Origin of the sequence: Aphanothece stagnina RSMan2012, assembly GCF_046764815.1 — a bacterium.
GTDB lineage: Bacteria > Cyanobacteriota > Cyanobacteriia > PCC-6307 > Cyanobiaceae > NIES-981.
In genome coordinates, this window is sequence record NZ_JBKOUC010000018.1 from 1 (window position 1) to 20,476 (window position 20,476).

Below are 20,476 nucleotides of genomic sequence, written 5' to 3' on the forward strand. Positions count from 1 at the left end.
GCACCCGGCTCGGCAAGAGCGGTCAGACCATCTGTGTGGGGGATCGGGTGAGGCTGGAGGGGGTCGACTGGGCCGCGGGCAGGGGAGCCGTGGCGGCCCTGGAGCCCCGTGCCACCCGGTTGGATCGGCCCGCGGTCGCCAATGTCACCAGGATCGTTGTGGTGGCGTCACTCGCTGAGCCTCTGCTGGATCCCCTCCAGCTCACCCGCTTTCTGCTGACCGCCGAAGCCACCGGCTGCGCCGTTCTGCTGGTGTTCTCCAAGGCCGATCTGCTGCCCCCCGCTGAGGTCGCCAGCTGGTGCTCCCGGGGCCGGGCCTGGGGTTATGAACCCGTCGCGGTGTCCAGCGCCACCGGAATGGGGCTGGAGGTGCTGCGGGAGCGGCTGAGCGGGCCGGGTATCAGTGTGCTGTGCGGCCCTTCGGGTGTCGGCAAGAGCAGTGTGCTCAATGGTCTGCTGCCCGGCCTGGAGCTGCGGGTGGGCGAAGTGTCGGGCCGGCTGCAGCGCGGCCGGCACACGACCCGTCACGTCGAGCTGTTTCCCCTGGCGCCTTCGGCCCGGGTGGCGGACACCCCGGGTTTCAACCGACCTTTGCTCCCCCCCGACCCCGCCGCCCTGGCTCCGTTGTTTCCCGAGGTGCGCGCTGCTCTGGCGCGGCACGGTGGCTGTCGCTTCAGCAATTGTCTGCACCTGGGCGAACCGGGCTGCGTTCTGGGGCTCGAGTGGGATCGCTGGCCCCTCTACCGCCAGTGCCTGGCAGTGCTCCAGGCCGACGCCGAACGCCGTGGGACCCGCCCGGCCTCCAGTGCGGAGGGCCCGGGGCTGCGGCGCCGGGGGGGCGGGCTGGAACCGCGGCTGGCACCCCAGCTGCGGCAGGTGTCCCGCCGGCGTCAGCGCCAGCAGGTGGCGTCTGAATCCGAGCTGCCCAACGCGCTGCCCAGCGAGCCGCCCGCCGGTGCTGAGGAGTGCTGAGCAGGCCTAGCCTCCCAGACCAGGCAGGTTCAGGTTCAGGCCGCCGGTGAGTTCCTCCATCCGACCCTTCATCGTGCTTGTGGAGTTCTCGTAGGCGGCCTGGAGGGCCTCGAGCACGGCCGTCTCGCAGGCGCCGGCACCATCGGCGACCAGTTCGGGAGCCAGCCGCACCTTCAGGGGCTGCTGGTTGCCGGACAGCCAGACGCTGGCGCGCCCATCCGCACTGCTGCCCTCCAGTTCCATCGCATCGAGTTCCTCCTGGAGCTTCTGCGCGTTCTGCTGGAGTTCCTGGGCCTTCTTGAAGGCTTCGGTGAGCTGACCGAAGTTGGGGAGTCCGAAGCCGGCCATGCCTGATGAAAAGCTGCGGGCAGGCTAAGCGGGCCCCGGTTTCAGAATCCCAGCCGCTTCACCTCGGGATGGAGGGCAATGCCGTGGTGCTCCTGCACCCGGTGCTGCACCTCGCGGATCAGGGCGTCGATGTCGCTGGCGGTGGCCTCCCCGGTGTTCACGATGAAATTGGCATGGATCCGGGAGACCTCGGCCCCGCCGATGCGCAGGCCCTTCAGGCCGAGCGCCTCGATCAGACGCCCGGCCTTGAGGGGTTCCGGATTGCGGAACACGCTGCCGCAGCTCGGTTGCTGGTACGGCTGGGTGCTGGTGCGGCTGTGCAGGTTGGTGCTGGTGCGCTGGCTCACCGTGGCGGGATCGTGGCCGGGTTCCAGCTGGAAACGGGCGGAGAGCACGATCAGGGGTTCCTCCTGGAGCCGGCTGTGGCGGTAGGCGAAGTCGAGATCGGCCCGGCCCAGCTCGAAGGGGTGGTCCGGCCGGGCGGGGTCCAGGACCCAGACCGAGTGGAGCCATTCCGCGGTGCACCCCCCCTGGGCACCGGCATTCATCACGGCGGCACCCCCCACGGTGCCGGGGATGCCCACGGCCCATTCCAGGCCACTCAGCCCGGCGCGGGCTGCCTTGCGGGCCAGGCTGGGGATGGGTTCCCCCGCTGCGGCTTCCACCCACCCCGTCGTCGCGTCGAGCTGGCTGCCCTGCAGGCGACGGTTGCAGAGCGTCAGCCCGGTCAGCCCGGCGTCGGCAATCAGCAGGTTGGAACCGGCCCCGATGCAGCGCAGGGGTCTGGCTTCCCGCCAGGCCCAGGCGGCCAGGGCCACCAGCTCCTCATCCCGGGAGGGCTCCGCGAACCATTCCGCCGGTCCGCCCACCTTCCAGGTCGTGAAGGCCTCCAGTGGGATGTGCCGGCGCAGACCCGGCGGCTGGCTGCAGGTGGCTGGCATCGCGGCGGCTCCGGGCTCAGGCCACCAGCTCGAAGGAATCCGACTGCAGCCGTTCCAGCCGTGTCCAGAGGCTGTTGACATCGCCCGCTCCCATCGCCAGCACCAGATCGCCGGCAAGGCTCGCCTCGGCCACCTGGGCGGCCAGGTCATCGAGGCTTTCCGCCACGGTCACGGACAGACCCGGCGCCAGGGCCCGAACCGCTTCGCCGATGGCACGGCTGCTCACCCCCGCGATCGGAGCCTCGCCGGCGTCGTACAGCGGGGCGATCATCACCGCATCCGCCAGGGTGAGTGCCTCGGCGAAACCCTGAAGGAACTGGGCGGTGCGGCTGTAGCGGTGGGGCTGGAACACGGCCACAAGCCGCTGGGGAACCTCAGGCAGGGGGCTGCGGCCGCTGCTCACCATCAGCCGGGCCATGCCGAGGGTGGCGGCCACCTCGCTGGGGTGGTGCGCATAGTCATCCACGACCATCCGCCCGTGCCAGATCCCCCGGAAGTCGAAACGCCGGCCGGGTGGTCTGAGCTGGCTCACGGCCAGGCGCAGCTCCTGGAAGGAGATGCCCTCCAGCCTGCAGGCGGCCAGGGCGGCGAGGGCATTGCTGAGGTTGTGCCGGCCGGGCAAGGGGAGCGCGATCTGGCCCACCAACTGCCCGTGTTCGAAGAAGTCGGCCAGGGTGCCATCACCCCGCTCCTCACGGGCAATGGCGGCGTAGTCGACGCCGCTGGGCGACGCGGTCGACCACCAGTGCTGGGCGTCGAAGTGCTCCCGCAGGATCGGGCAGTCCCTGTTGGCCAGCAGGCGGGCGGAACGGCCAGCGAAGCGCTGCAGGGTGCTGATCAGGGCGTCCAGGTCGGGGTAGTGGTCGGTGTGGTCCAGCTCCACATTGGTGAGGACGCCGAGCTGGGGGCGGAACTTCACCAGCGATCCGTCCGACTCGTCGGCTTCCGCCACCAGCAGGGCCCCCTTGCCGTGGCGTCCGTTGCTGCCGAAGGCGGGCACGACCCCACCGATGACGGCCGTGGGGTCGTGGCCGGTGGCCTCCAGCAGGGTGGCGATCAGCGTGCTGGTGGTGGTCTTGCCGTGGCTGCCGGCGACGGCGATCGAGGGCTGGGCGTTGATCAGGGCCGCCAGCACATCGGACCGGTGGAAGATCTGCAACCCGGCGCGCCGGGCTTCGCTCAGCTCCGGATTCGACTCGGGCACGGCCGAGCTGACCACCACCTGGGGGGGGATGGAGGTGCCGCTGCGGATCGCCGCCACCGTGGTCGCGCTCTGCTCACGGAACACCCTGACCCCGAGACGCCTGAGGTTGGCCAGCACCGCATTGTCGCGGGGGTCCGAGCCGCTCACCGCATAGCCCCGTTCGGCCAGGATCCCCGCCAGGGCGGACATGCCGATGCCACCGACCCCGATGAAGTGCAGCGGCTGGTGGCGATCGAGCTGGGGGATCAAGGTCGTCTCCGAACCGGGAAGCTGCTTCTGGGGAAATTAGGCTGCCCCGGGCCCCCAGCACCATTACGAGATGCTGCGCCCGGGCGGTGTCGCCGGCCGCATCCTCCTGCCTGGCTCAAGGCGCAGCAAGGGGGGCGGAGGCAATTTCTGTATGATCGGCAGCCAAATCCCCCCTTGCCGGCGGTTCTGACCGCCCTCAGCCATGACGTTGAAAGTTGCGATCAATGGATTCGGCCGGATCGGTCGCAACTTCATGCGCTGCTGGCTCAGTCGCGGTGCCAACACCGGGATCGAGGTCGTGGGTCTCAACGACACCTCCGATCCCCGCACCAATTCCCACCTGCTCACCTACGACTCGATGCTGGGTCGGATCCGTGATGTCGAAGTGGGCTATGCGGATGATGCCATCATCGTGAATGGCAAGACGATCAAGTGCTTCTCCGATCGCAATCCTCTCAACCTCCCCTGGAAGGAGTGGGGAGTGGATCTGGTCATCGAGTCCACCGGGGTCTTCATTGACAAGGACGGAGCCGGCAAGCACCTCCAGGCCGGAGCCAGCAAGGTTCTGATCACCGCTCCCGGCAAGGGCGACGGGGTCGGTACCTTCGTGGTCGGTGTGAACGATTCCGAATATCGCCACGAGGACTGGGACATCGTCTCGAACGCCAGCTGCACCACCAACTGCATGGCGCCGCTGGTGAAGGTCCTCGACCAGGCCTTCGGCATCGTCAAGGGCACGATGACCACCACCCACAGCTACACGGGTGACCAGCGGATCCTCGATGCCTCCCACCGGGACCTGCGCCGCGCCCGCGCCGCCGCGGTGAACATCGTTCCCACCAGTACCGGCGCGGCCAAGGCTGTCGCCCTGGTGTATCCCCCCATGAAGGGCAAGCTCAACGGCATCGCCCTTCGCGTTCCCACTCCGAACGTGTCGGTTGTCGACATGGTGCTCGAGATCGCGCGTGACACCACCAAGGAGGAAGTCAACGGTGTTCTCAAAGCCGCTTCAGAGAACGGCATGAAGGGAATCATCAAGTACTCCGATCTCCCCCTGGTCTCCAGCGACCATGCCGGCACCGATGAGTCCACCATCGTCGATTCCGACCTCACCCTGGTGATGGGCGGCAACATGATCAAGGTCGTCTCCTGGTACGACAACGAATGGGGTTACAGCCAGAGGGTTGTTGATCTCGCCGAAGTCATCGCCCGCAACTGGAAGTGACCCTTCCGTCCGTTCAGTCCCGGCCCGTTCAGTGCCCGTGAGACGGTCCGGCTGAGGGGGCCTCCAATGGGGCCGCGCCAGTGCTGTCCTTCCCAGGCCGCCTCCGACAGGGGCGGCTTTTCCATGCTCAGGCTGGATGCGGGTTCAGGCCGGACCCCCGCGGCCCCTGGTCGCCTCGAAATGGTGAAAGCCGCCTGTCCCGCTCGGCAGGGATGCGCCATCCAGCCAGGTGATCGCCCCGGGGGGACCTTCGCCAGACGCCAGCCTGCCGATCACGTGGCTGCCATCCAGGGCTGCCACCAGGGCCGCGGCCCAGGGACTCTCCAGGGCCAGCACGAGTTCGAAGTCTTCTCCGCCGGCCAGGCACCAGCGTTCCCCCTCGGCGAGCTGGGCCAGGCCGGGCTCGATCGGCAGGGCAGCGCGGTCCAGCCGAGCGTGGCAGCCACTGGCCCGGGCCACGGCAGCGGCGGCGGCGACCAGACCATCGCTGCTGTCGGTGCCCCCCACCCGCCAGGACGATGCTGCCGGCCTGGTGGCATGCAGGGCCCGCACCGCGTCAAAGCGCGGCACGGGCAGCTGGTGGGCCCGCAGGGCCCTGGCCACCAGCCCATCCCCCAGGAGCTGGCATGGCCCCGGAGGCAGGCTCCGCTGCAGGAGGGCCAGCCCCAGCCTGCTGAGCCCATGGCTTCCCGTGCAGACCAGCACGTCACCGGGACGCCCGTCGCAGCGGCGGATCACCGGGGCGCCCGAGCCCGGGGCCTCCCCTGGGGCGGATGGCGGCAGCAGGCCAAGGGCGGTGATGCTCACGATCCTGTGCTGCCCGCTGCTGCAGTCCCCTCCCAGCACTTCGCCCCCGCCATGGGCGTCGAGACAGCTGCGCAGGCCCTGATACAGCTCCCGCACCCAGGGCCAGGGTGTCTGGGCTGGGGCGACCAGGCCCACCGTCAGGCCGAGGGCGCCGAGACAGCCCATGGCGGCCAGATCGGACAGATTGGCCGCCGCCGCCCGCCAGCCCACATGGAAGGGCTCGGTGGTGGCCGCGCTGAAATGGACTCCCTCGACCAGGAGATCGGTGTTGACCACCAGGTCCCCCTCGAGGCGGAGCCGTGCGGCGTCGTCCTCGTACTGCCCGGGGGGGGCGAACCGGGCCAGTTGATCGATCAGCCCCGCTTCCCCCAGCTCGGCCAGGGTGGGTTCCTCAGCCGAGCCCATCAGGCATGGGCTTGAAGGTTGTCGGCGCCCTCCACGACCTTGACCCGCACGACGCGGTCGTCGACCCCCAGCTCCTCGAGGACCTCGAAGCCGTCGATCACGTACCCGAAGGCGGCATAGCGGCCATCCACCAGGTTCAGTCCGGCCGGGGTCAGTTCCGCTTCGTAGAGAAAGAAGAAGAACTGGGAGGATCCGTCATCGAGTCCCTGGTCGGAGTGGGCCCAGCCCAGGGTGCCGAGGGTGGCGAAGGGAAGCTCCGGGGTGGCCTTGAACCGGCCGAGGTCTTCAAAGGTCTGGTTGTAGAACGGTGCCGGCTCGCCGGGGATCTTGATCTCCAGAGGGACCCGTCGCTCGGTCTTGGTCACCGGGTCGACGTACCCGTCCGCGGGACCCTCCGGATCGCCGGTCTGCAGGACGTAGAAGTCCTCGGCGCGGGTGAAGGGAAGGCCGTCGTAGAACCCCCGGCGAGCCAGGTCCACGAACGCCCCGGCGGTCAGCGGGGCGTTGTAGCCATCCACCACGGCGGTCAGGTTCCCCTTGGTGGTTTCGAACGTCACGGTGGCCCTGCCCAGCAGCCGGGGGAGGCTGTCGAACTCCGAGGGGATGGTGAAGGGGAACGGACCCACCAGCAGGGCCTCTGCTTCGCCGATGGTGGCGAGAGCTTCGCGGCGGGCGCTCAGGAAGGTGTCGCGCTGCTGGACTTCGGCGCTGCTGGCCAGGGTCTGCAGCTGCGTTTCCAGCTGATCGAGCAGCGCCTCGGCGCGGGCTCGGGAGTCGGCGGGAAAGCCCTCCAGGATCTCCTGGCGGCGGGTGCCGAGCTGGGACTGGCTGCGGCGTACCGTGCCGGCGAGCGCGGTCCATCGCTTGGCCCGCAGGTCGTTGCTGGTGCCCTCCAGCCGGTGCTGCAGGTCCTGCAGCTGCGGGGCATCCACGGGCAGGGCATTGCGCAGAATTGACGCCGGATCCTTCACGGCGTTGCCCTCGGGCAGGGCGGCGCTGGCGGGCAGGACCGCCAGCGGCAGCGCCAGCAGGAGCGCCATGACCCAGGCGCCTGCCCAACCGATCCGGAGCCTGGCCATGGCCCTGTCTGCCTCTCTGGCCGGACTTTGGCACAGCCTGAGGGGCCTGAGGCGTCCTGCCCAGGAAGCCTTCAGGGTCTGCTCCGGTAGCCAGCTCTACAATCCGCCAGATCCGAACTGCCGGGATGATCTCCAGCAACGACTTTCGTACCGGTACCTCGATTGAGCTGGATGGCCAGGTCTGGCGGGTCGTTGAGTTCCTGCATGTGAAGCCCGGCAAGGGCTCGGCCTTCGTGCGCACCAAGCTCAAGGCGGTCCAGAGCGGCAACGTCGTTGAGAAGACCTTCCGCGCCGGCGAGATGGTGCCCCAGGCCATCCTTGAGAAGAGCACCCTCCAGCACACCTACATGGAGGCTGAGGACTATGTGTTCATGGACATGGGCACCTATGAGGAGACCCGCCTCACCGCCAAGCAGATCGGCGACAGCCGCAAGTACCTCAAGGAGGGCATGGAGGTGAACGTCGTCTCCTGGAACGGCAGACCCCTGGAAGTGGAGCTTCCCAATTCCGTGGTGCTGGAGATCACCCAGACCGACCCCGGCGTCAAGGGCGACACGGCCACCGGCGGCACCAAGCCCGCCATCGTCGAGACCGGTGCCCAGGTGATGGTGCCCCTGTTCCTCTCGATCGGCGAGAAGATCAAGATCGACACCCGTACCGACAGCTACCTGGGTCGGGAGAACTGATCACCATGCAGCTCGATCACGATCAGCTCCACCAGCTCCTGGCCCTTCTCGGGGAAAGCGACATCCAGGAACTCAAGCTCGAGGGCGACGACTTCCGCCTCGAGGTGCGTCGCAACCTTCCGGCGGCGGCCCCTGTCGCCATGCTCCACAGCCCGCCGGCACCCCCCGCTGCGCCGTTCCCCGTCGCGGCCCCGCCCGGATCCATCCCCCCCGGCCCTTCGGCCCCGCCGCCGGCTGCCGCCGCCAGCCGCAGCGACCTCGTCGAGATCACCGCGCCGATGGTGGCCACGTTCTACCGGGCCCCGGCACCGGGCGAACCCTTCTTTGTCGAGCTTGGAGCCCGCATCAAGGTCGGTCAGACCATCTGCATTCTCGAGGCCATGAAGCTGATGAACGAGCTCGAGGCCGAGGTGAGCGGAGAGGTCGTCGAAATCCTGGTGGAGAACGGCACGCCCGTGGAGTTTGGCCAGGTGTTGATGCGTGTGAAGCCCGGCTGAGTTCAGCCCAGCTCCCTGGCCGTGGTCAGGGCCGCCAGCATGCTGGCGGGCCGGGCCAGGCCCTGACCTGCGATGTCGAAACCCGTGCCGTGGTCCGGTGAGGTGCGCAGGAACGGGAGCCCCAGGGTGGTGTTCACCGCCGCGTCGAAGGCCAGCAGCTTCACGGGAATCAGCCCCTGGTCGTGGTACAAGGCCAGATAGCCATCGGCGCCCCCTGAACCACCGTTCCAGGCCACGCCGGCGCTCAGCCAGCAGGTGTCCGGCGGCAGTGGACCGATCAGCTCCACCTCCGGATGGTGGAGCTGCCACTCCAGCAGGGCCCCGTTCAGCCATCGCTGCTCCTCGAGCCCCAGACGACCGGCTTCGCCGGCGTGCGGATTGAGGCCGGCGACCGCCAGCCGCGGCCTGGTCGTGAAGCGCTGGCAGAAGTCCAGCAGCTGGTCCAGCTTGCGCTGCACCAGCGCGCCGGAGAGGTGCTCGGCGACCGCCGCCAGGGGGATGTGGGTGGTTGCCAGCAGCGTGTTCAGGCGCCAGTGCCCCTGGGGGGACAGGGCTGTGAACAGCATCGAGGCCTCCGCGGCGCCGCTCAGCTCCGCCAGCCGTTCCGTCTGGCCGGGGTAGGGGTGGCCGGCCTCGTGCCAGCTGGCCTTGGCGATCGGGGCGGTGACCAGGGCGCGGCAGTCCCCGCGCAACACGAGGGATGCCGCCGCCGTCAGCCAGCCGAAGCTGGCTTCTCCGCAGGCGGGGCTGCTGCAGCCGCTCTGCACGGGCTCCGGCAAGGGAAGATCCAGGACCTCGAGGTCGGCCGGATCGCGCAGAGGATCGGGGCTGCGGTGCCGCAGGGACTGGTAGCTGGATTCCAGCCAGCGACGGCAGCCCACGAGCACAGGCTGCAGATCGGCGGCCTCCGGCCGTGCCAGCGCCTTGAGGGTGACTTCCGCGCCGATGCCGGCCGGATCCCCCAGGGCGATGGCCAGATGGCGGGATTCAGGGTTGGATAGAAGCTGATCGCCGGTCGGGTTGCCCATGCTGCGCTGGTTGATGCTCGCGTTGGTGCTGTTCGGTCTGGGCACCGGCTTCAACCGGGGATGGCTTCAGCTGCGCTGGGGTCTGATGATGCGGGACCTCGGTTTCCCCTTCGTCTGTGATCCCGAGGATGACACCAAGTGCTACCCCAAGGGATCGCCCTACATGGAAGAAAAGAAGGCCCGATAGCCCTCCCGGTAGCTGGGGTAGAGGAGGCGGTAGCCCAGCTGCTGGCAGAGTCTCCGGTTGCTGACCCGCCGATTTTCCATCCAGAAACTGCGCGCCATCGGGCTCATGCCCCCCTCGATGCTCGCGAACCTCTCCATTGCAGGCAGTTTGCAGCCCAGCAGATGGGCCGCGTAGCTGATCGCCTCGCTGGATGAGCAGGGACAGTCGTCCGCCACATTCAGCAGGCCGGGCCGCTCGGTCGCCGGCAGCGCCAGGCAGTGCAGCACGGCTCCGGCGATGTCCTCGACGTGGACCCGGGAGAAGACCTGGCCCGGTTTGTGGATGAGCCTGCTTTGGCCGGCCTGCAGAGCCCGGAAGGGGGTGCGCTCGGGCCCATAGATCGCCGGCAGTCGAAAGATCTGCACCGGCAGGCCACTCGCCCGCCAGGCGTCCTCGGCCTTCAGTCGGGCCAGGCTCCGGCCGGGCCGGGCCGGTGTCGCTGCCGTTTCGTCCACCCAGGCCCCATCGGTGTTGCCGTAGACCCCCGTGGTGGAGAGGTAGCCCACCCAGCGGAGGGGCAGAGTCCGAAGGCTCGGGCCCAGCAGTCGCAGGCTCGGATCACCCTCCTCACCATCCGGGGGAACGGTCACCAGCACATGGGTGACGTCCGCCAGGTCCTCGGCCCGGGGCAGGACCCCGCTGCGGCTGTCGAACGGCAGCCAGCGGATCGTGGCGGTGGAGTCCCGGGGTTCCCGGCTGGTGAGCAGGGTCTCGAAGCCAGCCGCTCGGGCCCGCGCGGCCAGCCGCTGGCCGGTGTAACCCCCACCGACCACCAGCATCCGCCCCGCCGACTTGACACCCGTGGCCGCCATGAGTACACCTGTATCAGTTGAATGGATTCCGATGGCTGCGTCGTTCGTCGCCCGGCCGGCCAGGCCCTGCGCCCTCCCGGCGGCGCGGCCCCGATCCGATCGGTGGAGCCGCATATCCGGGATTCTCCCTCCCCGCAGCGCACCTGCGGGGAGAAAGGGTCGCGCGGATGGCGCTCGGTCGCTGGAGCGTCTCCCCGGGCTGATTCCTGCCGTGTTGGTGGTCCTGTTGCTGGGCGTTGCTGCGGTCGCGGCCCCCGAGGCCCCGCAGGATCAGGCGGCCATCTGCCAGCGCCACAACGGCCCGGTGGCCTGTCGGGTCTGGTGATCGCCCGGCTGGGCTGGCGTGGCCCTGTCGGCTCCGCCCGTCGCCGGGGGCGTGGCCGTCCACTCCAGCAGGCGTGCGGCCAGCTTCATGTCTCCCTCGGTCCAGGCCCGGATGGCGACGGCCCGCCGGGGGTCGTAAAAGGGTTGCTGGCGGTACCAGCTGAAGGCCTCGCTGTCCCCTTTACGGCCGTTGCAGGCCAGACAGGCTGGTACGCAGTTCTCGCTCACACTGGGACCACCCCGGCTCTTGGGGAGCACATGGTCAATGGATTCGGAGCGATCGCCGCAGTAGATGCAGCACTGATTGGTGATCTGGTGCAGGGATTGGCGCCAGCGCCGTACTCGTAATTTGGGACAGAGTTCATCAAGGAAAACCGCATTCCTTGAGGCTGCGTTCCTGGACGCCCAGTCCCTGGCCTGCATGCGCGTGGCTCGGTTGGCGGCAGTCTGGCGGCAACCTCCAGGGTGGCAATGTGTCGAGGACTGCCATTCCGCGCATGCGTTGCCTGTTGCGGTTGGGCTCCACCGGTCGCATCGAGGTGGTGTGTCCCTTTGATGCCGTCACCTCGGCCCAGCTTCGCGCCATCCGGCCGCGGGGGCAGTGGCTGCCCAGCCGCCGTTGCTGGGACTTCCCCCTCGAGGCGGCCCCGGCGTTGCAGGCCCAGCTCGCGGGCCGCTTCCCGGTGGATCCGGAGCTGGCCACCTGGTTGGGTTGGCTCTCCCTGCCCCTGCCCCCCCTCCCGCCCCACCGGGAGCTCGTGGCTGCAGCGACCCTGGCCGATCCGCTGACGGATGGGCGCCGGCTGTTCGCGCACCAGCGCGCGGCCGTGCGCTGGCTCCTGGCCCGACGCGGGGCCCTGCTGGCCGATGCCATGGGTCTCGGCAAGACCCTCTCGGCCCTGGTGGCGGCCCGGGCGATGGTGCGCCTGGCCGACTGCCGGATTCTCGTGGTGGCTCCCGTCGGTCTGCATGATCACTGGCACAGCGAGTCTCTGGCACTGGGCTTGACGCTGCAGCTCCACAGCTGGGCACGGCTCCCGGACGCGCTGCCCCCGGCCGGTACCGTGCTGATCGCGGACGAGGCGCACTACGCCCAGAACGCCCAGACGGCCCGCAGTCAGGCCCTGCTGCGGCTGGCCCGGCACCCCCGGCTCCGTGCGGTGTGGCTGCTCACCGGCACGCCGATGAAGAATGGCCGCCCGGCCCAGCTCTTCCCGCTGTTGGCGGCGATCGGTCACCCCCTCGGGGCCGATCAGCGCCGGTACGAGGAACTGTTCTGCCAGGGTCACTGGCGCGAGCAGGGAGGGCGGCGGGTCTGGCAGGCCACCGGGGCCAGCCATCTGGACGAGTTGCAGCGACTGACGCGGCCGCTGCTGTTGCATCGCCGCAAGCAGGATTGCCTCGACCTGCCCCCGAAACAGCGGCGGCTGCTTCCCGTCGAACTGGAGGATCAGCAGGCCCGGGGTTTTCAGCACCGGCTGGACCGCCGGGTGGAGGATTACCGCCGCCGGGCCGCCCGGGGGGAGGTACGGCGCGATGCCGAGGTGCTGGCGGTGCTCACGGCGCTGCGGCAGATCGCCTCCGACTACAAGCTGCCCATGGCCCGGCGGCTGGTGGAGACCTTGCTCGCCCGGGGTGAGCCCGTGGTGGTCTTCACGGCCTTCGTGGCCACGGCCCGTCTGCTGCACCAGCACCTGGGGGGCTGCCTGCTGACCGGAGGTGTGGCTCCCGCCCTGCGGCAGGGGCTGGTCGATCGCTTTCAGGGCGGAGCCAGTGACCTGCTGGTCGCCACGTACGGCACCGGTGGTCTGGGTTTCACCCTGCACCGGGCGCGCCACGTGCTGTTGATCGAGCGGCCCTGGACTCCCGGCGATGCGGAGCAGGCCGAGGATCGCTGCCACCGGATCGGGATGACCGCCGCGCTCACCAGCCACTGGCTGCAGCTGGGGGTTGCCGACCAGCTGGTGGACCGGGTGATTGCCAGCAAGGAGGAACGCATCGCCCTGTTGCTGCATCGCGGCGAACAGCTGATGCGTCGCCGGGGCATGCCGGCCATGGTGCGCGAACTGCTGCGCAGGTGGTGAGGCCCCAGGCCCTCCCCCCCGGTCACGACGGGGCGGCAGCGGATGGTTGGCAGAGTTCCTGCCGCACCTTGAGATCATTCCGCAACTGCGGATCGAGGCGCTTCGCCGGCAACCGGGCGGCCAGGTTCACCGCGGCCCGCATGTCCTCGCAGGCGGCAGGGTCGTTGCCCGCCAGACTGTGCAGCAGGTAACGGTCGTTGCGGGGCCCTGGATCCTCCGGGAAGGCCTCCACCACGCCATTGCAGAGCTTCAGCTGCTCGCTGAGCCGATCCAGTCGCACGTTGCGCAGGCAGTCGTCACGGCGGATGGCGCGTCTGGGCAGGGGCTCCTCGGCGCAGGCCCCGGCCAGGAGGCTGAGCGCCAGGGCCAGGGCCAGCGGGCGCAGGGAACGTGCCCGTGGGTGGTTCCCTGTGCCCTTGCGCCGAGGCGGCCCCCCACCGGCGCTGCCGGATCCCGGCTCAGTAGGTGCCGAATCGTTCGTTGCGGGTGGCTCCACGCGAGGTGGCAGGCGCCTCTTCCACGGGGTCGGGTTTGCTGAACAGATCACCGAGATAGCGGCCGCAGTCGGAATAGGTGCCGGGGTTCTGCACCACGGCTTCGGTGATCATCACCGCCGCGTGTTCCGGCGAGGTCTTGAACAGCTGGTCGCTCTGGCGCTTGATCACGGCATAGGACGCGTCCCAGCTGACCTGGTGGTTGTTGCCGCTGTTGCGCATGAAGCAGTAGATCTGCGCCCCCTTCGGACCGGCACCCTCCAGGGCGGCCCCGCTGTCGCCGCCCTGGGCGCGGGCAACGCCGGCTCCAAGGCTGGCCAGGGCCAGGGCCAGCACCCAGGGCAGGCGGCGGAACGCGGTCGCGAAGGAGGGGCGCGGGGCCATGGCCTCAGGGCTGCAAAGCAGCGCCCAAGTTATCGATCGACCCTGGTGCAGTCGAGGCCGGCGGTGCCGGTCATGGGGGAGGCTCCCCCTCGGGCAGCACCGCCTTCACCACGACGGGCAACACGATCAGCACCGTGATCAGCCGCACGGCGTGCAGCGCGGCCACGGCGGCCCCGACCCCGAATTCGGCGCCGACCAGGCTCATGCCACTGATGCCCCCTGGAGCTGCGCCAAGCAGCGCCACGGTCGGGTCCACGCCCAGCAGCCGGCTGCAGATCAGGCCCACACCCAGACCTGCCAGGACCAGGCTGATGGTGATCACCAGGGCTGGCCGCCAGAGTTCGTGCAGCTGCTGCAGCACGTTCCCACTCAGCCCGGCGCCGATGACGGTGCCGATGCCGATCTCCAGCGCCGTGCGGGTTCCGGGCGGCCACGCGGCCGTTTCGAGATGGCCGCCCAGGCTCACCAGGGCCGCCGCCAGCAAGGCCCCGGCCAGGGGGGCCGCCGGGATCCCCGTGCGCAGGGCGAGGAGCCCTCCCGCGAGCCCGGCGCAGGCGTAGATCGCCAGATTCAAGGCATGGCTCATTGGCCCAGTCTGCCCTTGGCTGTTGGGGGATTGTGTGTTCTCATCGGACCCACAGTGCTCCCCGCCATGGCTCCCGAGTCTGTCTCCTTTCGGATCACCCGAAACACCGAAGATCTGGCCCAGACCATCCATGCCCTGTCCCAGCGTTTGGTGACGCTGGAGCAACGCATGGAGGCGATGCAGCTGCAAGTGGAGCATCGGCTTGCCGAGCAGGTTGAGCAGGCCGAACCGGACAGCGAGACGTTGGCCAGTCTCGACAATGTCGAGCGCCTGCTGCATGACTGCCGGTGTCTGCTGGCCTTGGATGGCTCGGAGGACGGGACGTTCGTACAGCCGCCGCTGCAACCGAAGCTCGGGTCCATCCCGACCGAGGAGTTCGGAGCCGAGGCGATGGCGTCGGAGGAGGTTCAGGCCGATTGGGCTCAGGTCGATCGGATGGTTGATGCGCCCAACGCTGCCGACCTGGAGGGCAGGGATCTCGAGAGCGTGACGGAACCGTTCAGCCAGGCGGCCTGAGCGCCAGCCGCCGCCCCCTGGGCAAGGGTGTCAGAATGGGAAGAAAGTGAGCCATGGCTTTTCCAGCTCCTTCGACGCCAGAGTTTTCCCATACCGCTCCGTCCACTACCGCTCCGTCCACGGGTTCGTCCCACCCCCAAGCCAGTGCACCGGTTTCGGGGCGCAGTCCATCCAGAACTCGGTCCACGGGCTTTCCCCCAGCCCGCACCATGGAGGGAGATCACCAGCTCGAAAAGCTGGAGTTTGCCCTGGCGGTGGCCCTCAGCCGGGGTGATCAGGAACGCATCAGGCTGTTGCGTGCCGAGATTGATGCTTTCGGCGCCCATGGCGAAGAGCCGGGAACCTGAGCATTCAGGCCAGCGAGGACGTCCTCGATCCAGGGCCTCTACCCCTGGATCGAGATGTTACTTTCAGTGTTAGCATCATCAGGCAGATCTGCTCAGGCAGTCCATTGCATGGTTGACTGATTGCTATTCAGGAGTGAGCGCAGGGCTCTTTCATTTTTCTGCCCTTTCAGCGTCTTCCAACGAGCGGCGGCTCGCACGGCCTTCGTTCCAGAAACCTGGCTTCCCAGGCAACCATCGCCGTGAAAGCATTCAACCCATGCTTTGGTCTTGGCAGGCGGATTCAGGGGTTTGATCCACGCGTCGGGTTGTTCTGGCCGGGCCATGGAACGATCGCTGTTCTGCCTGGTGTTGCTCTCCGGTTCATCGGTCCTGCCAACCCTGCAGCTGGGGACCACCCCTCCGCTTCGATCCTGAGCCATTCCTGATCTCCTGAAGTCTCCATTCCCAGCCCTGATCCCCAACCCGTGTCTCCCACCGCGAACTCGACGATGACGGCAACCTTGTCCCCCAGGAGCCTGTTCCCCTCGATGGCTGGTTCCAAGGCCGTCGCCTCGCGGGCGGTGACGTCGCCCCGCACCCTGTCCCGATCGAAGCCGGGCACAGCGAACGCCATGCCCCGCATGTCGCTGCAGGATCAGATCGGTGTGCATGAGAGCGCGGCCCGACGCGCTGCCGAACAGGGCGCGATTGCAGAATGTGCGCAGCAGATCCTGGCGGCCCTCGATTGTGAGCGGCGGCTGGCCAACACCGGGCCCCAAGTGCTGCAACTGATCAAGCCCCGGAACTGAAATCCCGCGCGTAGGGAGAACGAGGGGAGTGATCCACACGACGGGTCTGCCCAGGCCTTCTCAAGGGATGAGCAACTGTTGGTGGGTCAAGAAGCGGGTGACCGGACTCGAACCGGCGACGTTCAGCTTGGGAAGCTGACATTCTACCACTGAATTACACCCGCAAGGTGTAAGCAATGCTGGATTAATTCCAGGAGCTGGATGGATTCCAGCGGAGCGATGGGAGTTTTTTGTGCTCCCTGCTGTCGTTAGGAGGTTAGCAAGCGGTGGCAGGCACCCCGGCCAGGCCTGCCGCCGCTTGCTGACCATTCAGCCCAGCTGCCCCCAGGGGCAGCCGGAGGCCGATCAGCCTGCCAGGGCCGCCGCGCAGGCGGCCACCCCTGCCCCGACCGAACCGGTGTGGAGACCCAGCTCCTGGAGGGTCGCTTCGATGGCCGCCACGGCGGTGAGCACGTCGCGATCGCAGACGAAACCCAGGTGGCCGATGCGGAAGACCTTCCCCTTGAGGTGGTCCTGGCCGCCGGCGAGCAGGATGTCGAAGCGGTCCTTCACCTTCTTCCGCAGGACTTCGGCATCAATGCCTTCGGGGGCCACGGCGGTGATGGCGGGGCTGCCATGGCCGGCGGCGGCATAGAGGGGCAGCCCCATGGCCGTCATGCCGGCCTGGGCGGCCGCACGATGGCGGGCATGGCGGGCGAAGATCGCCTCGAGGCCCTCCTCCTGCATCATCCCGAGGGCGGCCTCCAGGGCGAAGTAGAGGTTCACCGGCGGGGTGAAGGGATTGCTGTCAGCGTGGGCCGATTTGCGGTACCTGCCGAGGTCCAGATAGAACTTGGGCAGATCGGAGCGCTCGTAGGCGCTCCAGGCCCGATCACTCATCGCCACGAAACCCAGGCCGGGCGGCATCATGTAGCCCTTCTGGGAGCCCGAACCCACCACGTCCAGTCCCCAGCGGTCCATGGGGACATCACAGGCGCCCAGGCTGGTGACGCAATCCGCGATCGTCAGGGCGGTGCCATGGGCCCGCACGTGGCCGGCGATGGCCTCCAGATCGTTGATCACCCCCGTGGAGGTCTCGGAGTGGGTGAGGATCACGGCGCGGATCTGCTTGCCGGCATCGGCATCAAGGGCGGCTCGGAAGGCTTCCGGCTCCAGGGGTTGGCCCCATTCGGCCTGGATCACCTGCACGGTCAGCCCATAGGCCTTGGCCACCTTCACCCAGCGCTCACCGAACTTGCCGTTGTCACCGCACAGCACCGTGTCGCCCTTGCTGAGCACGTTGATGATCCCGGCCTCCATGGCGGCGGTGCCGCTGCCCGCCAGGGCGAGCACATCGCCGCTGGTCTGGTGAAGCCAGCGGAGCTGTTCGGTCGTGCGACGCACGATCTTCTGGAAGTCGGCGCTGCGGTGGCCGATCGGGTGGCGACCCATCGCCAGCAGGACGCTTTCCGGCACGGGGGTCGGGCCGGGGATCATCAGGGAGAGCTTGTCCTGCATGGGGCGCTGCGGAGTCGGTGGGGGCGCGGCTGGAAAGCGACGCGATCGACCAATGTAAAAAACGATCCCCTGGGGCCCAGTCCGCAGGCATTGGGGCGCATGGTCCATGGCTGAAACCGGGTTCATCCTGCCGGTGTGGTTTGCGGCCGCAGCACGGGCCGCGGTGCTCGGCCTGCTGGGAGAGCCCTGGCGCGACAGCCAGCCCCTGGAGCTCGACCCCGGGGCTGAACCGACGCTGGTGCCGGTCGAGGCGGTGGCGCCTCTCGCCGAGGGGTGGGTGCTGGCCACCGCCCGCTCCGACCCGGGGAGCGGCGTGCTCGACCTGACCCGGGGACAGCCGCTCTGGGCCCTGGTGCGCTGGGGTGAGGGGCCGGGTGACTGGCTGGACATCGCCGCCGGCGAGGGGGTGGGGGTGGTCGCCGCCACGGGCCAGCCGTGCCTCTCGTCCTATGCCCGGGACCTGCTCATGCGGACCCTGCGACCCCTGGTCCCGCCGGGGTGGCGCCTGGAACTGCGGCTGGTGATTCCCGAAGGACGCCGCCTCGCCGAGCGCACGAGCAATGCCGCCTTCGGGGTGGTGGAGGGCCTGGCCCTGATCGGCACCCAGGCATCGGTGCAGCGCAGTGCCGCACCGGAGCAGCTGGAGCAGGCGTTGGACATCCTGCGCCGGAAGGCTTCAGCGGCCCGGTTCGATGGCGCCCTGGTGCTGGTGGTCGGCGAGAACGGCCTGGACCTGGCCCCGCGGCTGGGGGTTCCCGCCGATCGGCTGGTCAAGGCCGGCAACTGGCTGGGGCCGCTGCTGGTGGCCGCGGCCGCGGCGGGTGTGCAGCGCCTGCTGCTGTTCGGATACCAGGGCAAGCTGATCAAGCTGGCTGGGGGGATCTTTCACACCCACCACCACCTGGCCGATGGCCGCTCCGAGGTGCTCACGGCGCTGGCGGCACTGGAAGGGCTCAGCGGGCCGCCCCTGGCCGCGCTCCATCGGGCTCCCACCGTGGAGGAGGCTCTGGCCGGGCTTCAGGCAGAGGATCCGGACCTGGCCGCCCGGCTGCGGGCTCGCATCGCCGCGGCCATCGAGGAGCGCAGCCTGGCCTACCTGAGCCGCCATGGCCACCGCAGCACGGCGGTGGGGGCCGTGCTGTTCGATCGGGGCCGTCGCCTCAGTGCCCAGGGGCCCCGGGGGGCAGGGCTGCTGCGTGCCCTGGCGGGCCCCACGGTGCTGCCGGCAGCTGAAGGCCTCGGCGGTGGCGCCTAGGGTGGCCCGAATGTCCTGGGCCCCGCCCCGCTGATGACCGCCGCCCCCCAGAAGTCGCCGGTGGACCTGCCGGCGGATGCCAGCGCCCGTGTGGATGCCGCGTCCCAATCCTCGCGCCATCCGGCGATCGTGATCCTGGATTTCGGATCCCAGTACTCGGAACTGATCGCCCGCCGCGTGCGGGAGACCGAGGTGTTTTCCCTGGTGATGGGTTACACCACCAGCGCGGAGGAACTCCGGGCCATTGCTCCCAAGGGGATCGTGCTCAGCGGCGGTCCGAGTTCCGTCTACGAGACCGGTGCCCCTGTCTGTGATCCGGCCATCTGGGAGCTGGGCATTCCGGTGCTGGGTGTCTGTTACGGCATGCAGCTGATGGTGCAGCAGCTGGGCGGATCCGTGGTGGCGGCTGGTCGGGCTGAATACGGAAAGGCGCCCCTGCACGTGGACGATCCGATCGATCTGCTCACCAACGTCGAGCAGGGCTCCACGATGTGGATGAGCCATGGGGACTCGGTGGAACGGTTGCCGGAGGGTTTCGTCCGCCTGGCCCACACGGACAACACCCCGGAGGCCGCCATTGCAGACCATGGCCGCCATCTCTATGGCGTGCAGTTCCACCCCGAGGTGGTCCACTCCACCTGCGGAATGGCCCTGATCCGCAACTTCGTTTACCACATCTGTGGCTGCGAGGCGGACTGGACCACGGCCGCCTTCATCGAGGAAGCGGTGGCGGATGTGCGCGCTCAGGTGGGGGACAAGCGGGTGCTGCTGGCTCTCTCCGGGGGCGTGGATTCCTCCACCCTTGCCTTCCTCCTCCACAAGGCGATCGGTGATCGGCTCACCTGCATGTTCATCGACCAGGGCTTCATGCGCAAAGGGGAGCCCGAGTTCCTGGTGGAGTTCTTCGATCAGCGCTTCCACATCAATGTGGAGTACATCAATGCCCGGGAGCGGTTCATCGGCAAGCTTCACGGTGTCACCGATCCGGAAGAGAAACGCAAGCTGATCGGTACGGAGTTCATCCGCGTGTTCGAGGAGGAGAGCAAGCGCCTCGGACCCTTTGACTACCTGGCCCAGGGCACCCTCTACCCGGATGTGATCGAGAGTGCCGGCACCAACATCGACCCCAAGACCGGGGAGCGGGTGGCCGTCAAGATCAAGAGCCACCACAACGTCGGCGGTCTGCCCAAGGATCTCCAGTTCAAGCTGGTCGAGCCGCTGCGCAAGCTGTTCAAGGACGAGGTGCGCAAGGTGGGCCGCTCCCTGGGCCTGCCCGAGGAGATCGTGGGGCGCCATCCCTTCCCGGGGCCCGGCCTGGCGATCCGGATCCTCGGCGAGGTCACCGATGAGAAGCTCGACATCCTGCGGGACGCGGACCTGATCGTGCGGGAGGAGATCCGGGATGCCGGCCTCTACAACGCGATCTGGCAGGCCTTTGCGGTGCTGCTCCCCGTCCGCAGTGTGGGGGTGATGGGCGACAAGCGCACCTACGCCTTTCCGGTGGTGCTGCGCTGTGTGTCCTCCGAGGACGGCATGACCGCGGACTGGTCGCGGCTTCCCTACGACCTGCTCGAGACGATCTCCAACCGGATCGTCAACGAGGTGAAGGGTGTGAACCGGGTGGTGCTGGACATCACCAGCAAGCCCCCCGGCACGATCGAGTGGGAGTGACGGGATTTTCCGGCTGATGCCCCGTGGCCTGGCCCTGTCCCCTCCGTTACCC

General features: G+C 68.7%; 23 protein-coding genes and 1 tRNA gene. 11 read left to right on the forward strand and 13 right to left on the reverse strand.

The annotated features are described in order from the left end of the window. The coding region (gene rsgA / locus ACLNEE_RS12190; RefSeq protein WP_412007180.1) for a ribosome small subunit-dependent GTPase A at positions 1 to 971 on the forward strand (971 nt) is incomplete at its 5' end. Positions 972 to 977: 6 nt separating this feature from the next. Here rsgA and ACLNEE_RS12195 read toward each other — a convergent pair. Genes ACLNEE_RS12195 through murC form a run of 3 tightly spaced genes read right to left on the reverse strand, consistent with a single transcriptional unit; the run spans position 978 to position 3,713 of the window. Continuing rightward, a complete protein-coding gene (locus ACLNEE_RS12195) occupies positions 978 to 1,319 on the reverse strand; it encodes a YbaB/EbfC family nucleoid-associated protein (RefSeq protein ID WP_411424147.1) in 342 nt (113 codons plus the stop codon). A 41-nt stretch (positions 1,320 to 1,360) separates the two neighbouring features. Beyond that, the gene (gene murB / locus ACLNEE_RS12200; RefSeq protein ID WP_411424146.1) at positions 1,361 to 2,260 is read right to left on the reverse strand and encodes a UDP-N-acetylmuramate dehydrogenase; all 900 of its coding nucleotides are present in this window, start codon (positions 2,258 to 2,260) and stop codon (positions 1,361 to 1,363) included. Between the two features lie 16 nt (positions 2,261 to 2,276). Beyond that, complete coding sequence (murC, locus tag ACLNEE_RS12205; protein WP_411424145.1) at positions 2,277 to 3,713, reverse strand: UDP-N-acetylmuramate--L-alanine ligase; 1,437 nt, start codon at positions 3,711 to 3,713, stop codon at positions 2,277 to 2,279. A 202-nt stretch (positions 3,714 to 3,915) separates the two neighbouring features. Between murC and ACLNEE_RS12210 the strand changes: the two genes are divergently transcribed. Further along, on the forward strand, positions 3,916 to 4,938 hold the full coding sequence (locus tag ACLNEE_RS12210) for a type I glyceraldehyde-3-phosphate dehydrogenase (protein WP_412007181.1): 1,023 nt from the start codon (positions 3,916 to 3,918) through the stop codon (positions 4,936 to 4,938). 144 nt (positions 4,939 to 5,082) lie between these two features. Here the strand turns inward: ACLNEE_RS12210 and thiL are convergent, their stop codons facing one another. Together thiL and ACLNEE_RS12220 are read right to left on the reverse strand one after the other, a co-directional pair. Next, the gene (gene thiL, locus ACLNEE_RS12215) at positions 5,083 to 6,150 is read right to left on the reverse strand and encodes a thiamine-phosphate kinase (RefSeq protein WP_411421840.1); all 1,068 of its coding nucleotides are present in this window, start codon (positions 6,148 to 6,150) and stop codon (positions 5,083 to 5,085) included. After that, entirely contained in the window at positions 6,150 to 7,190 is a 1,041-nt protein-coding gene (locus ACLNEE_RS12220; RefSeq protein WP_411421839.1) for a peptidylprolyl isomerase, read from the reverse strand. The genes thiL and ACLNEE_RS12220 overlap by 1 nt, the downstream gene beginning before the upstream one ends. A 164-nt stretch (positions 7,191 to 7,354) precedes the next feature. Between ACLNEE_RS12220 and efp the strand changes: the two genes are divergently transcribed. Beyond that, entirely contained in the window at positions 7,355 to 7,915 is a 561-nt protein-coding gene (gene efp, locus ACLNEE_RS12225; protein ID WP_411421837.1) for an elongation factor P, read from the forward strand. Between the two features lie 5 nt (positions 7,916 to 7,920). Continuing rightward, positions 7,921 to 8,412 (forward strand): acetyl-CoA carboxylase biotin carboxyl carrier protein, encoded by a 492-nt coding sequence (gene accB / locus ACLNEE_RS12230; RefSeq protein WP_411421836.1) that lies wholly within the window; start codon positions 7,921 to 7,923, stop codon positions 8,410 to 8,412. Between the two features lie 2 nt (positions 8,413 to 8,414). On the opposite strand, the gene pdxA is transcribed toward accB, so the two are convergent. Beyond that, positions 8,415 to 9,440: a 4-hydroxythreonine-4-phosphate dehydrogenase PdxA gene (gene pdxA / locus ACLNEE_RS12235; RefSeq protein ID WP_411421835.1), complete on the reverse strand. Its 1,026-nt coding sequence runs from the start codon at positions 9,438 to 9,440 to the stop codon at positions 8,415 to 8,417. On the opposite strand from pdxA, the gene ACLNEE_RS12240 reads away from it, so the two are divergent. Beyond that, positions 9,439 to 9,627: a hypothetical protein gene (locus ACLNEE_RS12240; RefSeq protein WP_411421834.1), complete on the forward strand. Its 189-nt coding sequence runs from the start codon at positions 9,439 to 9,441 to the stop codon at positions 9,625 to 9,627. The two genes, pdxA and ACLNEE_RS12240, sit on opposite strands and share 2 nt — an antisense overlap. Here the strand turns inward: ACLNEE_RS12240 and ACLNEE_RS12245 are convergent. Both ACLNEE_RS12245 and ACLNEE_RS12250 read right to left on the reverse strand, forming a co-directional pair. Next, a complete protein-coding gene (locus tag ACLNEE_RS12245) occupies positions 9,600 to 10,478 on the reverse strand; it encodes an SDR family oxidoreductase (protein ID WP_411421833.1) in 879 nt (292 codons plus the stop codon). The genes ACLNEE_RS12240 and ACLNEE_RS12245 overlap by 28 nt on opposite strands. A 270-nt stretch (positions 10,479 to 10,748) precedes the next feature. Continuing rightward, positions 10,749 to 11,225, reverse strand: coding sequence for an HNH endonuclease (locus ACLNEE_RS12250; RefSeq protein WP_411421832.1), 477 nt, complete (start codon positions 11,223 to 11,225; stop codon positions 10,749 to 10,751). 74 nt (positions 11,226 to 11,299) lie between these two features. On the opposite strand from ACLNEE_RS12250, the gene ACLNEE_RS12255 reads away from it, so the two are divergent. Then, the gene (locus tag ACLNEE_RS12255; protein ID WP_411421831.1) at positions 11,300 to 12,886 is read left to right on the forward strand and encodes a DEAD/DEAH box helicase; all 1,587 of its coding nucleotides are present in this window, start codon (positions 11,300 to 11,302) and stop codon (positions 12,884 to 12,886) included. A gap of 22 nt (positions 12,887 to 12,908) precedes the next feature. On the opposite strand, the gene ACLNEE_RS12260 is transcribed toward ACLNEE_RS12255, so the two are convergent. The 3 genes from ACLNEE_RS12260 to ACLNEE_RS12270 form a co-directional block, all read right to left on the reverse strand. Continuing rightward, positions 12,909 to 13,382 carry a hypothetical protein gene (locus ACLNEE_RS12260; RefSeq protein WP_411421830.1) on the reverse strand — a complete coding sequence of 158 codons (474 nt, stop codon included), beginning with the start codon at positions 13,380 to 13,382 and terminating at the stop codon, positions 12,909 to 12,911. Beyond that, positions 13,345 to 13,764 (reverse strand): DUF6554 family protein, encoded by a 420-nt coding sequence (locus ACLNEE_RS12265; protein WP_411421829.1) that lies wholly within the window; start codon positions 13,762 to 13,764, stop codon positions 13,345 to 13,347. The genes ACLNEE_RS12260 and ACLNEE_RS12265 overlap by 38 nt, the downstream gene beginning before the upstream one ends. Before the next feature lie 70 nt (positions 13,765 to 13,834). Continuing rightward, entirely contained in the window at positions 13,835 to 14,548 is a 714-nt protein-coding gene (locus ACLNEE_RS12270; protein ID WP_411421828.1) for an AbrB family transcriptional regulator, read from the reverse strand. On the opposite strand from ACLNEE_RS12270, the gene ACLNEE_RS12275 reads away from it, so the two are divergent. From ACLNEE_RS12275 to ACLNEE_RS12285, 3 genes are all read left to right on the forward strand, one after another. Continuing rightward, positions 14,501 to 14,866 (forward strand): hypothetical protein, encoded by a 366-nt coding sequence (locus tag ACLNEE_RS12275; RefSeq protein ID WP_412007189.1) that lies wholly within the window; start codon positions 14,501 to 14,503, stop codon positions 14,864 to 14,866. The two genes, ACLNEE_RS12270 and ACLNEE_RS12275, sit on opposite strands and share 48 nt — an antisense overlap. A gap of 209 nt (positions 14,867 to 15,075) precedes the next feature. Further along, positions 15,076 to 15,213, forward strand: a complete 138-nt coding sequence (locus ACLNEE_RS12280; protein WP_411421826.1) for a hypothetical protein — start codon at positions 15,076 to 15,078, stop codon at positions 15,211 to 15,213. Positions 15,214 to 15,677: 464 nt separating this feature from the next. Further along, a complete protein-coding gene (locus ACLNEE_RS12285; protein WP_412007182.1) occupies positions 15,678 to 16,001 on the forward strand; it encodes a hypothetical protein in 324 nt (107 codons plus the stop codon). A gap of 92 nt (positions 16,002 to 16,093) precedes the next feature. Here the strand turns inward: ACLNEE_RS12285 and ACLNEE_RS12290 are convergent. Next, a tRNA-Gly gene (locus ACLNEE_RS12290) sits at positions 16,094 to 16,165 on the reverse strand. 181 nt (positions 16,166 to 16,346) lie between these two features. After that, positions 16,347 to 17,498, reverse strand: a complete 1,152-nt coding sequence (locus ACLNEE_RS12295; protein ID WP_411421847.1) for a pyridoxal-phosphate-dependent aminotransferase family protein — start codon at positions 17,496 to 17,498, stop codon at positions 16,347 to 16,349. 106 nt (positions 17,499 to 17,604) lie between these two features. On the opposite strand from ACLNEE_RS12295, the gene cbiD reads away from it, so the two are divergent. Both cbiD and guaA read left to right on the forward strand, forming a co-directional pair. Next, complete coding sequence (gene cbiD / locus ACLNEE_RS12300) at positions 17,605 to 18,753, forward strand: cobalt-precorrin-5B (C(1))-methyltransferase CbiD (RefSeq protein ID WP_411421824.1); 1,149 nt, start codon at positions 17,605 to 17,607, stop codon at positions 18,751 to 18,753. Positions 18,754 to 18,786: 33 nt separating this feature from the next. Next, entirely contained in the window at positions 18,787 to 20,424 is a 1,638-nt protein-coding gene (gene guaA, locus ACLNEE_RS12305; protein WP_411421823.1) for a glutamine-hydrolyzing GMP synthase, read from the forward strand. The last annotated feature ends 52 nt before the right edge of the window (positions 20,425 to 20,476 follow it).